The sequence below is a fragment of the Thermogemmatispora sp. genome, from assembly GCF_042408735.1.
In the GTDB taxonomy this organism is placed as follows: Bacteria; Chloroflexota; Ktedonobacteria; order Ktedonobacterales; family Ktedonobacteraceae; genus Thermogemmatispora.
The window spans coordinates 91080-105059 of the sequence record NZ_JBHOQV010000118.1 but is presented as its reverse complement, the minus strand read 5'-3'; the positions used below and the strand labels follow the sequence as shown (position 1 = coordinate 105059).

Annotated in this window: 8 protein-coding genes; 1 reads left to right on the top strand and 7 read right to left on the bottom strand. The window is 62.4% G+C overall.

Features of this window, described 5'->3' with window-relative positions; genetic code table 11:
• Positions 1 to 199 precede the first annotated feature (199 nt).
• Entirely contained in the window at positions 200 to 3403 is a 3204-nt protein-coding gene (locus tag ACFMO7_RS10600; protein ID WP_376795466.1) for an efflux RND transporter permease subunit, read from the bottom strand.
• Positions 3404 to 3729: 326 nt separating this feature from the next.
• On the opposite strand from ACFMO7_RS10600, the gene ACFMO7_RS10595 reads away from it, so the two are divergent.
• A complete protein-coding gene (locus ACFMO7_RS10595; protein WP_376795455.1) occupies positions 3730 to 5160 on the top strand; it encodes a zinc-ribbon domain-containing protein in 1431 nt (476 codons plus the stop codon).
• A gap of 123 nt (positions 5161 to 5283) precedes the next feature.
• Here the strand turns inward: ACFMO7_RS10595 and ACFMO7_RS10590 are convergent, their stop codons facing one another.
• The 6 genes from ACFMO7_RS10590 to dnaB all read right to left on the bottom strand — a co-directional run bounded on the left by ACFMO7_RS10590 (position 5284) and on the right by dnaB (position 13756).
• Positions 5284 to 6471 carry an FIST N-terminal domain-containing protein gene (locus ACFMO7_RS10590; protein ID WP_376795454.1) on the bottom strand — a complete coding sequence of 396 codons (1188 nt, stop codon included), beginning with the start codon at positions 6469 to 6471 and terminating at the stop codon, positions 5284 to 5286.
• Between the two features lie 63 nt (positions 6472 to 6534).
• On the bottom strand, positions 6535 to 6933 hold the full coding sequence (locus ACFMO7_RS10585; RefSeq protein ID WP_376795453.1) for a VOC family protein: 399 nt from the start codon (positions 6931 to 6933) through the stop codon (positions 6535 to 6537).
• 392 nt (positions 6934 to 7325) lie between these two features.
• Positions 7326 to 8969, bottom strand: a complete 1644-nt coding sequence (locus ACFMO7_RS10580) for a hypothetical protein (RefSeq protein ID WP_376795452.1) — start codon at positions 8967 to 8969, stop codon at positions 7326 to 7328.
• Positions 8970 to 9608: 639 nt separating this feature from the next.
• Positions 9609 to 11147: an ATP-binding protein gene (locus tag ACFMO7_RS10575; protein WP_376795451.1), complete on the bottom strand. Its 1539-nt coding sequence runs from the start codon at positions 11145 to 11147 to the stop codon at positions 9609 to 9611.
• A 3-nt stretch (positions 11148 to 11150) separates the two neighbouring features.
• Positions 11151 to 11918 carry a DnaD domain-containing protein gene (locus ACFMO7_RS10570; RefSeq protein ID WP_376795450.1) on the bottom strand — a complete coding sequence of 256 codons (768 nt, stop codon included), beginning with the start codon at positions 11916 to 11918 and terminating at the stop codon, positions 11151 to 11153.
• A gap of 17 nt (positions 11919 to 11935) precedes the next feature.
• Positions 11936 to 13756, bottom strand: coding sequence for a replicative DNA helicase (gene dnaB, locus ACFMO7_RS10565; protein ID WP_376795449.1), 1821 nt, complete (start codon positions 13754 to 13756; stop codon positions 11936 to 11938).
• Positions 13757 to 13980 lie beyond the last annotated feature (224 nt).

The window sequence follows — 13980 nt, the reverse complement described above, 5'->3', positions numbered from 1 at the left end:
CGGTCGACCATCCCAGACCCGCTTCCCTGGCAGTCGTGCACCGCAGCCAGCCAGCGAACAAAAGAGGAGACCAGTAGCAAACTGGTCTCCTCGCTATCGGGACCTCCATTGGTGAGGTGGGCGGGTCCGGCCAGGGGTCCGCCTCTCGCTCTTCGGAAGATGGGACCTGCTGGTCTGCTCGCCGCTGGGCCGGGGCTGACTAGTGAGCAGCCACGGCCTCGGTGCGCTCGCCTCCCGCGGCGGGTGGCGTCGGCTTCCTGGTGAAACGCTCCTTGATATCTTCAACCAGGACATAGAGCGTGGGCACCAGGAGCAAAGTCAGGACCGTCGAGGAAGTCAGACCACCAATGACTACGATGGCGAGATCGCCCGAGATCAGCAGGCTGTCGCCGCCTCCGATCCCCAGGGCCATCGGGATCAGGGCCATCACTGTCGCCAGAGCCGTCATGAGAATAGGACGCAGACGCCGGCGTCCTCCTTCAACCACGGCAGTGCGCGCATCCAGTCCCCTGGCTCGATACTGATTCACGAGGTCGATCAGAACGATGGCGTTGGTGACCACAATACCGATCAGCATCAGGAAGCCAAAGAGCGAGGAGATGCCGATCGGCGTGCGCGTACTGGCCGCCAGGATCAACGAGCCAACGCCGGCAAAGGGAATGGCGATCAGCAGGATCAGGGGCTGCACCAGGCTACGGAAGGTGGCAACCATCACAATGTAGACCAGAGGAATGGCTACCAGCAGAACAAAGTAGAACTGCTGCAGAGCCTGGTTTTGCAGCGAGGTATTGGTGCCCAGGCTGGCGCTCGCTCCATCTGGCAGGTGCAGACCATTGATGCGCTTCTCCACCTCGTGGGTTACCGCTCCCACGTTGTCGATGGTAGCGGTCAGGGTAATAGTAGCCGTGCGCGTGCCGTTGAGATGGGAGATCTGGGTCGGGCCGTTGACCTGGCTCACGGTGGCGATGTCTCCCAGACGTACGCTGCTTGAGCCGGTCGGCAGACGGAGGTCTCGCAGTTGCTGCAGGCTGGTGGGCGCCGCTCCCAGCTTGAGGTCAACGTCCTGCTGGGTTCCATTGAGGGTCACATGGGTCACCGTGGTGCCATTATAGACCATCTGCAGAAGCTGCCCCACCTGGACCGCTGTCAGGCCGTGCACCAGGGCCTTCTGAGGATCGACATGAACGTCAATGAGGGGCACCGCGGAGGAAAGATCGCTGCTGACGTCGGTCGTGTTGGGCGTATTGGCCACCGCGTCGTAAACCTGCTGGGCCGCCTGACGCAGCGTGGCCTCGTCGGGCGCCTGGACAGTGATATCAACGATGTTGCTGTTGCTGGTCTGCAGGAAGGTGAAGCTGCCTACTCCGTGCAGCCCCTTGAGGCGATCACGGACGGTCTGCTGAACCTGGTTGAGATCGGTGCTGGCTTTGACGGTGACGATGTAGGTGGCACTGGGACCATTGGAGGCACCAGGGCTGAGATTGAGAAGGGAACCACCACCGCCCCCCACGGTCACTTGATAGGCCTGGATGTCGGGGATGGTGCTCAGCATGTCTTCTACAGGCCGCGTCGCCGCGTCGATGCGGTCCAGGCTGGCCGTCGGCTCAAGCTTCTGGGTAAAGCGGAAGGAGGTCGCCCCCTGGTTCCCGAATACGTTGACCGGCAGCAGCGGGAAGAGGGCACAGCTCCCAAGGAAGAGCAGCAGGGCCACAACGAGCGTAATGGCCCGGTGACGCGTGACCCAGCGCACCAGCGGGACGTAGCCCCGCTCCAGAAAGCTCGGCTTCTCTTTGGGAAGCTCTCCCTTGCTGGCAGCTTTCTCCGCAGGACTCTTGAGGAACCAGTAGGCCAGGACGGGGATAATGGTCAGGGCCACCAGCAAAGAGGCCAGCAGCGCTACCGTGACTGAGAAGGCCAGCGGGTGAGCATACTCGCCCACGATGTCGCCGATAAAGGCTAACGGTAGAAAGACACAGACGGTCGTCAGCGTCGAGGCCGTGACGGCCGTGGCTACCTCTTTGACTCCCGCCAGCACTGCCGTACGCTTGTCTTCTCCTCCTCGCAGATGTCGATAGATATTTTCAAGAACAACGATTGAGTCGTCGACAACGCGCCCGACGGCGATGGTCAGTCCCGAGAGTGTCAGGAGGTTGAGCGAGTAGTTGCCCACCCAGAGACAGATCAGGGCGATGATGATAGAGAGCGGGATCGAGATAGCCGTGACCAGCGTGGAGCGTACGGACAGCAGGAAGACGAGGATGACGACCACGGCAAAGAGGGCGCCGAGCAGCCCTTCACGCGCCAGGTCGCGGACCGACTCCTGAATGTAGGGGGCCTGGTCACTAACGACCGTGATGCGGGCGTTATAGCCCAGCTTGCGCTCCAGGTCGGGAATCTGGTTGTTCACGTCCTGGGAGATCGAGACGGCATTGCCGTCGTTGGTCTTGGTAATCGAAATGCCCAGGCTAGGCTTGCCGTTGGTGCGTGTCAGAGTGGTAGAGGGAGCGAGATCTTCTTTGACAGTGGCCACATCGCCAAGCTTGATCGGTTTCAGGGTGACGCCCGCCGCAGCAGCCGCCGCCGCGCTGGCGCTGCTACTGGAATTGAGCTGTTGCTGCTGCTGCAGGGCGGCAGCGCTGCTGGCTGCACTGGTGCTGCCGGAGAACTGGCCCTGTGGCAGAATCGCCTGCTCGCCAACGACCAGATTCTTGAGGTCGTCGAGCGAGCCAAGGGTGTTGCCAACGCGCACCGCCAGCGTTTGACCGTTGGCGGTCTGCTGACCCGCCGGCAGGGTCATGTTATTGGCCTGCAATACTTGCTCAACCTGGCTGACGCTGAGATTGTATTGCTGAAGCTTCTTGGGATCGAGGGTGATGCTCACAATCTGCTGGCGCACTCCGGTGACGCTCACGTTGGCCACGCCGTTGATCCCCTGGAGGGCCGGCACCGCAATCTGCTTGAGACGCACGGCCAGGTCCTGCTGGTTCTGGTCCGAGCTGACGGCCAGGATGATGATCGGCACGTCGGCAAAGTCGTACTGCTGAACCTGGGGAGTGACGTTCGAGGGCAGGCTGGACTGGGCCTTGTTGATCTCTTCGCTGATGGTCTGTTGGGCCCGATCAAGGTCAGTGCCAAAGTTGTAGTAGATGGTAATGACCGACAGTCCCTGGCTCGATTGCGAGGTGATGCGCTGGACACCAGAGTTTCCCTGGAAGTCGCTTTCGAGAGGATCGGTGACATCCTGCTCTACCTGCTCCGGCGCAGCCCCCGGATAGGCGGTAATAACCGAAATAGCCGGATAGACAAGCGGTGGTAGAAGCTCTTGCTTTAACAACGGGATGATATATCCTCCTAACAGGAGCACAGCAACGGTGGCTAAGGCCACGATGCTCCTGTTAGCCATGCTCAGTTTCGCAAGGCGATGCATACTGTTCTCTCGTACCCTTTCTGGTCTGGTTCTAGCAGGAAGATATCTAGAACGGGGCAGTTTCGAAATGTTTTTACGAACGGCCCCGGTTATCGGTTACAGTCCAGGACACCAATCGGTGAGGTCGTGTGACCAGAAAAGGTCAGGGCCGGGCCGAGGGCGGCGATGTTTTTCCTTCTCGAATGCAGGGGAGAAGCGGCGTCTGAATAGCAGAAGCAAGGCAGCCCTCTTATCGGTCTGCTGCTATAATGCTTGTCAGTGAATTAGACCTCAGTACAACTAAGGTAAAGGAGACAGAAGCGATGTTCTGCCCTTTTTGTGGAACGCCCCTGCCGCCAGAGGCACGTTTCTGTCCTGTCTGTGGGCGTCTGGTGCTCCTCCCGGGGAGCGAGTGGGTCCAGGGTCAGGAAGGCCAGACCGAGAAGGCTCAGGCCGAGCCTGACCGGACAGAGCAGGCCGCCACCGTGCTCGCCGAGGAGCACACCGATACTGATCCGCTCGGAGAGAGGTTCATTGCTCCTCCGCCGCCATGGGTCGTCGGTCCAGAGCAGCCTGGTGCCGACAGGGGAGGCGATGGTGGCCTGGCAGTGCCACGACGCGCACTGCTGATTGGAGCCGCCGGGCTGGCGCTCCTCGGTGGCACAGCAGCCCTGGCCTCGCTGCGCGCCTTCACGGGAGCCTTCTCTGCTCAGCCCGCCCCGACCCGCAGCGCCGTCAAACCCGGCGTCGCCACGCGTCAACCTCCTGTCGTCTCTTCGACAGCCGCCAGCACGCCAACTGCCGGCGCGCCCTCCCCGACCGCCACCAGCTCAGGCGTCATGTCCCAATCCGGAGCCGTGGGCAGTCTTGTGGCCCGCTACACAGGTCACCGCGGTTATGTCTACTGCGCCGCCTGGTCGCCCGACAACCGGTTGGCAGCCACGGGAGGGCAGGACGGCAGCGTGCAGATCTGGGAGGCCCTGACGGCCAGGCCCGTCTTGATCTGGAATAGTGGGAATCCGCAGCAGGAGATCTACGCCCTGGCCTGGTCTCCTAATGGGAACTATCTGGCCTTTGGCGGCCAGGACTACCAGGTCTACATCGGCGATGTGAGGAGCGGGGCCGTGATCTTTAGCTACAGCGGCCATAGCCAGCCGATCTACGCCCTGGCCTGGTCCCCCGACAGCCAGCGCGTGGCTTCGGGCAGCGGAGATAAGACCGTTCAGGTCTGGAACGCGAGCGATGGCGGTGCGGTCGTGACTTATACGGCCCATCAGGATACCGTACGCGGCCTCTCCTGGTCACGTGTGGCTCAACTGCTGGCCTCCTGTTCTGAGGACAGCACTGTACGGGTCTGGCGGCCCTCCGATGGCACAACCCTGACGGTCTGCAGCGGCCATGAGGGGGGAGTCTTAAACCTGGACTGGGCACCCGACGGCCAGCGCCTGGCTTCGGGCGGACGCGATGCCACCGTGCGCCTCTGGCGTGCGGCCACTGGCAGTCAGGAACTGGTCTATCGCGGTCATCAGAGCCGTGTCTGGAGCGTGGCCTGGTCGCCCGGCGGCGACCGTCTGGCTTCCTCTGGCAAGGACGGCACGGTTCAGATCTGGCAAGCCAGCGGGGGGCAACAGCTCTTTGTCTATCGTGGCCATAGCGACACCGTTTGGGCGGCTCTGTGGTCGCGCGATGGCCAGCTCATTCTTTCCTGCGGCAACGACGGGACAGCTCAGATCTGGAGAGCCACACCCGCTTGAGGCAGGGAAGCCAGCGCCCCGCAGGTAGCGCCCTTTTCCTCCGCGGCCGGCTGCGCGATGGGGCTGGTAGGGGGCGGGCGCGGTGCGCCCACGAGGCTGGAAGCGGACCAGGCGCTGCCTCCGCTAGGTCAGGCGTACGAGGAGCGCCATGCAGGCGGTAAAGCCGTGAAGAAAAGGGCGGCCATCAACCGGTCCGATTTCTCCGCTGCAGAAGAGACCGACGAGCGGCAGGGGACCCAGATAGTGCTCGACTGCCTCGGCATCGTGATTGGGGGTATCGAAGAGATTCATGCCACGCCCGTTGCAGGTGCAGAGGATGGCCGCCACCGGTTCACGATCTCCCAGCTCCTGGCGGGTCCGCTCGAGAGTATCGCGTAGATCCATATCGGCGGTGCCAGCGTCGCGCATCTGGAACTGAATCGTCTGGCCCACGCGCGGCATAGCTCCGATGGCCAGGCCACCGCTGAGCCGGTCGACTCCAATCAGGGGCCGCACCAGAAAGCTACCGCGGCCAAAACTGTCGCGATACTCGTTGGCCGCCAGGCCCACCAACAGATTGTGGCGAGCGCGGCGCTGCAGAAAAGGCGGCAGCTCCTGCAAGGTCTCTAGCAGCAGCTCATAGGCCGGACGATTCGAGATCGTTTCGACAAGGTTGCCGCGCACACTGGTGATCGTCCAGGGTTCTCCGATCGGTTCACAGCCCTGCGAGACGAGCGGCAGAAGAGTGTAGGGTCCACCAATGGCCAGTCCAACGCCGCCCTCGCCGAAGACGTCACCATTGCGGAAGACAAAGGTGCGTTGCAGCAAGGGATGGGCCGAGGCCAGGCCGCCTACCATCGGGCAATGGGGATAGGCTCGCGCCAGCCCTTCCAGCAGAGCTTCGCAGTCCAGTCGGAAAGGATCGGCAAAGATCAGCCAGGCGTTGACCTCCTCCGGCAAGAGTCCCAGGCGCGCATGCCACTCCTCAGCCCGTTCACACTCTTCGACCAGAGCCTGCGTAAAGCGCACCACGCGCAGCCGCGCGCCCGGCAGTTGGAGCGTCATCAGCGCCAGGGCCGTGGTCTCCTCCAGCTCTTCACCCTGGCCGATCACTCCCTGACCGGAGCAGCCGATCAGCAGCCGCACTCCGCTTTCTTCATAGGCCCGGCGCACGAGTTCGGGAAACGATTCCGCATAGAGGCCACTGGCAAAGAGAATGGCCAGATCGCCAGGACCTTTGACGCGCCCGAGGGCGCGGGCCAAGGCCCGCTCCCAGCGAGGATCCTCGACCAGCGCTTCCCGCACCAGGGGCTTCTCCTCAGCCTCATTCATAGGCGCTCCCCCCGCTTCGTCTCGTCTCTGCAGGCCCTCCGGCTCGTTCTGCATGATAGGCCCTCAGTCGGCACTGGTCCGACAGATGAATTCCACTTCGTTGCCATCGGGATCATCCACGTACATGGTCCGACTGGCCAGCACGGGGTGCTGGCCACTGCGCGGTTGATAGCCCGCCTGCACCAGAGCTGCATATTGAGCATCAAATGCTTCTTTCGGCAGCTCCAGCGCCAGATGATGCAGCTGATAGCCCGCCGGTCGGGCTTTGATTTCCTCGCTCTTGGGAACCAGCACGATCATCTGGGGAATACCGGCCCGCCCCTCGCCAACTTTCAAGAAGACGTTCGGCAGGGCCGGAGGCGAGATTACCTCTAAGCCCAGGAGATCCCGGTAGAAGTGGAGAGCCTTTTCTTTGTCTGCCGTCCAGAGTACGATCTCCGCAATCCCGACGATATGTTTCATGTGGAACACCCGTTCTTAATACCGCTTCCTTCCTTGTTGCTCTGCCAGGCACCTTGCAGATGGTCGCGTCCTCATCGCAGCCTGGAGAGTTCTGGAAGAGGGCCGCTCTCTGCTTTCTTCTCAATTACGATAGTATCGCACACGCACAAAGGTTCCGGCAACTACAAGAGAGGCACAGCAGAGCTGAGGGGTAGCCTGGCAGCCTGCTACTCCCCAGCCCCCTGCGCCTAACAAGAGCGGGAGCCTGCGCGCGACCTGACGGTGGCCTCCGGGCCGCGGAGGCCCCTACTCGCTAGCCCCTGTCACCGCGAAAAAGCAAAGCAGCGCTTCCTCCCAGACCGGAGGAGAGAGGCGCCCCCCCAGGGGGAAGGCGCCGTCCCCCTGCCCCCAGACTAGAAGAAGAGCGGGCAGGGGTTGCCTGGCAGCACCTGACGGAAATCGTTGTAGCGCTGCAGCGTTGCCCCCCCACCTCCAAAAACCAGGTAGGTGAGCTTGAGCAGAGAGCCGAATTCCGCCGTCTTGCCGAAATCGTTGGTCGTCAGACCCGGCACATCGTTGCCAATCAGCCAGAGGCAGGTCGGCCCGTGGCTGGCCAGGCTGAAGAAAGGATAGAAGTCCGCTGGCACCCCCTCATCCGTGTTGGGAACGATGGCGCAGCCAGCTCCCGTGTCGCGGTTGCACTGTCCGTTAAAATCGGCCGCCTCGATGCGCGGCGTGTCCGCTTCAAAGGCCACTCGACTATAGTTTTGTCGATCGCCCAGGCCGGTGCGGGGACTGCTGAAAAGGATCGGCGTCGGATGGAGCCGTGTATTTCCATCGGGCCAGACCGGCTTGTAGGAGGTTCCGTCGAAGCCCACATTGGTGCCATAGCAGCCCGCCACCTGGATGCGCAGCGAGGCACTCGCGGGGAAGCAGGCGGTATCGTCGCGATCGGCTGGCTCGATGTCGCCGCCGGTCCCCTCAGTACCCCGACAGACTCCTTCCTCGTCGATCGGGCCGTTGCAGTAGTCAAAATGGCCGATCTCGTCGGCAAAGGCAATGTTATAGGAGTGAGCCGCCCAGATGACGCGCGTCGCCTCGGAGGAGGTGCTATACATCGGGTGGAAATCGTAGGGAATGTTGGTGCACTCAGTCGAGGGTGCGGGGGCAAATTTGACCTGCCCAAAGCCGTTGGCGGCGCTGGCCGTCATCGCCCCATGCTGGCCCGTCGTCAGATCAAAGAGATCGACGCGCAGGCCGTGCGGCGTATCCCCCAGCTTAACCAGGACGAGGTCGCCGGAATTCATAAAGAGGTCGCGCTGCGGATCAGGGGTGAAGGTCGCCAACGTCGCCTGTACTGGATTGGCCGGCGCCTGGGACCGCCCGTCGCGCGTAATAAAGGCAAAGTTGACGTACTCCAGACCGGTCTGGGCCGCGCAGGTCGGATTGAGCACCGTCCCGTGTACGGGGTCCTCGGAAAGACTGTCAATCGTCAGCGCCGCACACCAGCGGCGCGCATCACAGCTACTGCCCTGGGGCCAGGGGACAAAGCCCGGCGGGTAAAATTGCAGCTCCATGTAGGCCGTGCCCGGATGCCTGGGACTCACCGCCGGATCCACAATGTTGCGATCGCTGTCCGGCGTGCAGGTGCTTACTTGTAGGGGATAGGACTGGGTGTCGCAGAGGGCCATGCCAAACCAGAAGGTGATGTGGAGCTGGAAGTTGAAGGCTTTGTTCCCTCCCGCTGTCAGGCCCGCTGGATCGCTCGGCAGACGGAGGAGATAGGTCATATGGTTGCCCGAGCCTGGCAAGGAGGAGTAGAACAGAACGGAAGGCTCGTCGTGTCCGACGTAGTAGCCTTCCCCAAATACTTCTTCAGGATCCTGTACTTCGGTGCAGGCTGTGCCTGGGCGGGCACAATCGATGTGCCAGTGGGTCTGCAAAAGCACGGCAGCCCGTGCCCGACTGGCGCTCGCTGAAACCGCGCCTGTCGCGAGCAGTAAGACCAGCCCAAGGGTACCAGCCAGCAGGCAGAGCCGATGGCACAGGAGTTTCATGGTGAGCCTCCCGCAAAATCGCTGCTCAGAGACGACCATCCACGTCGCTGTTTTGCAGCGCACAGCCACGTGCGCTGTCAAGGCCGGCAAGCAACCGGGAAGGAGCTTATTCTTCTTACATACTCTCCCCCCTTCCTTAGCGATAGACTCGTATGGTCTGAAAGCTGGGAAGCAAAGAATGGAATATAGTTTTATCTGCTCTACCTGTTATCTCTGTTGGCACCCTTATAAGACGATCTAGATCTTCTTGCGAGCCTGGCGAGGAAGCCCAATAACCTCTCTCATTGTGTACCATATTTTTCCAGCGGTGTGAAGTCTGTGGAGGATAAGATAGCGGCTTCTCCCGTCGGCCAGGCAAGGAGAGGAGCTGGTAAGAGAAACGGCTTTGGGAGGGTGAGCGCCCGGGAATGTGACACGGCAGGCAAGCCACGGGCGTGGTTGGTGCGGTGAGGAGAGAGCCGTACGGCAGAAGAGGAGAGGAACGGTCAGGACGGGGGGCCAGCCAGTCCGCGCTGGCCGGGACCCCTTTCGAGACACTGGGAGCGCACTACAGCCGTACCCTTCTCTTCCTGTCTTGCCTGAGAGGGCAGGCTGCAGCACGCTCGGAAGAGCAGACCGGACGGGATGGGATTGAGGCGCTCAGTTCCGGCGAGGATTGCGCGGACGATAATCCAGCGCCCCCTCAAAGGTCACCGTGGTCACCAGCGAGGCATCGGAGAGGCGCGAGCGAATGCGCTCATCGATGGCCTGCAGGCCACGTGGATTGGCGGTGATCACCGTTGGATAGCGCAGATTATAACGATAATTTAGCAATTGGAAGAGCTTCTCGTTGGCCCAGGGCGAGCTTTGTTGCGCCCCGAGATCGTCGAGAACAAGCAGCTCCGCCTCGCGCATGCGGGCGAAAAGCTGATCGTAGACCTCTGGCGCCTCGGGCGCGAAGGCGGCGCGCAAATGATCCAGCAGATCAGGGACCGTCGCAAAGAGCACCAGCGAGCCATTCTCAAGACAGAGATTGGCAATGGCGGCTGCCAGATGCGTCTTGCCGCAGCCGTTGGGTCCCACCAGCAACAGCCATCCATCAGGCTCGCGGGCATACTCCACTGCCGCCTGATAGGCCTGGCGTACCCCGGGCACCGTATAGTTAAAGCTCTTGAAGCTCTTATCGCGGAAAGCTTCCAGATTAGACATGCTGCGGAGCTGTTGGCGCCGGCGCTCCTTGAGGTCGGCCTCCTTGCACTCGCAGGGAATGGGTTTGCCGAAATGGGGATGGCCAAAGGGCACATCCAGGCGCAGGTAGCCCGCCCCCTTGCACTTGGGGCAGACTGGGCGCTGGGAGCCGAAGGGAGCCGGCAGCGTTGAGGCGCTGTGGCCGACGGCTTCTAGAGGCCCGCTCCCTGGCCGCTCAGGCGCCGGTGCCTGACGAGCCTGGCGCTGTCGCACAGTCTCTTGTAGCTGGGCAAAGGCCGGATTGGCGAGAGCGTTGGGGCGTAAGGGCTGAGTGACCCGCTGCTGACGAGCCACCGCAGGCACCCCGGTCGGAGAGAGCGCGAACTGATCGCGAGGCAGACCCGGGGCCGAGGATGGTCCTTCCGTCTGGCGCTGCAGAGCGGCGCTCTCGCGCGGCATCAGCGCCTGCCTCAGCGAGGGCAGCTTGCTGGTGGGCATAGTGCGCGAGGGAGCCGGGCGAGAGCGAGCAGTGGCCTCGAACAACTCTTGCTCGTCTTCCCAATCTCCGTAGCGCATCCCCCCCTCGTCGTCCTCGTCGTCCTCATCCTCCCACCCCTGGCCGAAGAGGGCATCGCCGCGCACCGTCGGCAGGTAATCGTCGGCCCGATAGTAGTAGTCGCGGGCCCGCCGCGGCGGAGAGGGGGCCGCCGTTGGCCGACGCGCCCCATAGAGATGATCGCTTTGGCGAGCAGGCAGCCGGCTCGGACGGGAGAGCGGCTCGCCGCTTTCCAATGTCAGGGTATCTGCCAGGACGTCGGCCAGTGCCTCTACCCCGGAGACCTCTCTGACCTCGACGCGCCCACGAGGGGAGCGCCCGGGGTGCACCGGGGCCTGTTGAAAGCGCGTCGTCTGCTCCCCGCGCTCCCGCGACGGGCTCCCGGCCTGGCGAGCGCGCTGCTGAAGCAGTTGCTGCCGTCGCTGCTTGAGCATAATCTCATTCAAGCGTTCCATAGGTTATCTGCCTTCCGTTTCCCAGCGCCTCAAGATTGCGCGAATATAACGCCAGTTACGTTTATTATGTTCTACAGCCTCGCGAAAAGCTGCTTCGATCCACTCAGGAGGATAGCGTTCGGCGGCATCGCGCAGCTCATCGGCGATCAATGGAGAAAGAAGCCCTATATTCTGTTCGTACAAGACAAATATATTCGGACGCTCAATCTCAATGTGCAAATGCTGAGTCTGGCTCTGGCCGACGCGCGCCAGAGCGGTCGCAGCCGGGGTGGGTGAGGCAGTGATGCTCTGGCTCTCTCCCTGGCGTGGTCCACGCTCTGGCTCGGGGCGACGCTGTCCGATGTCGAGCAGGCGGACCGGAACCAGCTCGCTGCCCTGCAGCTCAGCCACCACGCGCCGGCTGCGGGCCGTATTAAAGAAATACCAGCCGATGACCTCATCCTCAGAGCCATCATCACCGAGCACCTTGAGGTAGACACGCAGGATGGTGCCACGTGCTACCGCCTTTTCCAGGCCCTGGCGTACTCGCTCTTCAGGAGGGCGCGGATCGCCGCGCCGCTTCAAGCTTTTCAGCAGCAGGCGATCGCTCAGCAACTCCGGCTCGCTCACGCAGCGCGGCTCGGCGCGCTTCTGGGCCAGGAGCCAGAAGAGGTGCAGCGTCACCTTCAATTCCGCCACATCCTCAATCTCTGGCAGGAGCGACCTGAAGAAGACCTCCGGCACAGGGACATAGGGATTCTTGCCCGAAGGGAAGCCAGCAAAGGACGTCATAGTCATCCATCCAGAGATTACTCAGGAGGCGGAGAAAGCTCTAGATCACAGAAGCGGGTATGACTCGCCTGGAAGTAGAGGCTTACCTCGCCGACAGGACCATTGCGATGCTTGGCGACGATAATATCCGCGATATTCTTGCGCTCCGACTCAGGGTTGTAGACATCATCTCGATAAATAAACATCACCACGTCGGCGTCTTGCTCAATGCTGTTGTGCAAGACAAGGTCAGCCGCCACAAAATTGTGCAGGCCAGCCACCGTCAGATCGTAGACCTCAGCCTGGCCAGCCGGGACAATCGTCTCCACAGGGTCCCAGACGATGTCTCCCTCAACAGCCCCCGCCGTCGAGAGCAGGTGGCCAGGGCCAGCGTCAGAGCCGGAGGCAGACGACCGGGCGCGCTCCAGAGCCACCGCCACGCTCTGCCCCGCCCTTAGCTCATCAAGGCGCTGCCAGCCGGCGCGGGTCAGAAAGGGATGGTTGGCCGTGGCGCGTATCTGCCGGCCTCCGGCGGTGGTGAGGCGGTAGACAGGGCGGCAGCCCGTGGCGAAGGCGCGTGTCACCGGGGCAGCCTCCAGGCGCATGGTTGCCGGATTCAGAGCCAGTACGCGGAAGCCCCGACGCCCCACCAACTGCCCAATGGGACAGCAGACCCCTTCGTCGGCCAGATAGACCGGCGTCTCCTCGGCCAGACAGCCGCTCTCGCGCAGGTCCGAGAGCTGGGGCACCTTCGACTGACGCGCCTCCACCGCTCGCGAGAGCTGGGCCAGCGCCAGGACCGGCACATTCAGCTCACGCGCCAGGGCCTTGAGCGTCCGGCTGATCTCCGAAATCTCCTGAACGCGGTTCTCGTTACGCCTCCCGCCGCCGCTGGTCGTCTGCATGAGCTGCAGGTAGTCGACAATAATCAGGTCGACCCCCTGCTCCGCCTGGAGGCGACGCGCCTTGCTGCGCATCTCTGCCGTCGAAATGCTGGCAGTGTCATCGATCCAGATCGGAGCCTCGGCCAGCCGCTGCGTGGCCAGCATAATGCGCTCCCACTCCTCATCGTCGATCCAGCCCGTGCGCAAGCGCTGCTGATCAACACCGGCCTCCATCGAGAGCAGACGCTGCACTAGCTGTTCTTTGCTCATCTCCAGGCTGAAGATGGCCACCGTCTGCTTGAAGTGCACAGCGGCGTTGTGAGCCATGCTCAGGGCCAGCGAGGTTTTGCCCAGCGAGGGACGCGCCGCCAGAATGATCAGGTCCGAGCGCTGTAGCCCGCCGGTCAGGCGGTCGAGATCGGTGAAGCCGGTCGGTACGCCAACGATGGCCCCACGTCGCTCATGCAGCTGATCCAGCTTATTCAGGTAGTCGGAAAGGATCTCGCTCAAGAGCGAGAAGTCCGAGCGCAGGCGCCGCCGGCCGATCTCAAAGATCAGGCGTTCGGCCTTATCGAGGGCCACATCGGCGTCGCCCTCCTCGTAGGCGATGGCGGCTATCTGACCGGCAGCATGGATCAGGCGGCGCAGAACTGCCGTGCGCTCAACGATGCGCCCATAGTACTCGATGTTGCCGCTGGTGGGCACCTGGTTGACAAGAGACGTGATGTAACTGGCGCCTCCTACCTCCTCCAGCTTCCCCTGACGCTCCAGCTCATCGCAGAGCGTAATAAAGTCTGCTGGCTCATGCCGCTCATAGAGCTGGAGCATCACCTCGTAGATAGCGCGATGGGCGTCGCGATAGAAGTCCTCGGGGCGCAAAAAGTCTGCAACCTGGATGATCGCCTCCGGGTCGATCAAGATGCTGCCCAGGACGCCACACTCGGCCTCGATATTCTGCGGTAAGAGCTTCTCCACGTCCTGTCTCCAGCCTTCTGGCAAATCTCCGCTGCTCGTCTCAGGCGCTCAACGATCTCAAATCTGACTCAGCGGCTTAAAGGATTATACCATACTCAGCCTGATTTTTCACGCAAAAGCCATCTGCAGGCACTTTTTGGTGACCAGCCAGACAGGCCAGGCTCGCCCTGGCTGGCGCGCGGCCCAGGTATGCGCCCGGCGTCCCTCTCGGCCTCATCCCGTCT

Bases quoted from the DNA above. Each gene is read 5' to 3' on its own strand.
- ACFMO7_RS10595 (WP_376795455.1), top strand. From the start codon at position 3,730: ATGTTCTGCCCTTTTTGTGGAACGCCCCTGCCGCCAGAGGCACGTTTC.
- ACFMO7_RS10600 (WP_376795466.1), bottom strand. From the start codon at position 3,403: ATGGCTAACAGGAGCATCGTGGCCTTAGCCACCGTTGCTGTGCTCCTG.
- ACFMO7_RS10575 (WP_376795451.1), bottom strand. From the start codon at position 11,147: ATGGAACGCTTGAATGAGATTATGCTCAAGCAGCGACGGCAGCAACTG.
- ACFMO7_RS10570 (WP_376795450.1), bottom strand. From the start codon at position 11,918: ATGACGTCCTTTGCTGGCTTCCCTTCGGGCAAGAATCCCTATGTCCCT.
- ACFMO7_RS10585 (WP_376795453.1), bottom strand. From the start codon at position 6,933: ATGAAACATATCGTCGGGATTGCGGAGATCGTACTCTGGACGGCAGAC.
- ACFMO7_RS10590 (WP_376795454.1), bottom strand. From the start codon at position 6,471: ATGAATGAGGCTGAGGAGAAGCCCCTGGTGCGGGAAGCGCTGGTCGAG.
- ACFMO7_RS10580 (WP_376795452.1), bottom strand. From the start codon at position 8,969: ATGAAACTCCTGTGCCATCGGCTCTGCCTGCTGGCTGGTACCCTTGGG.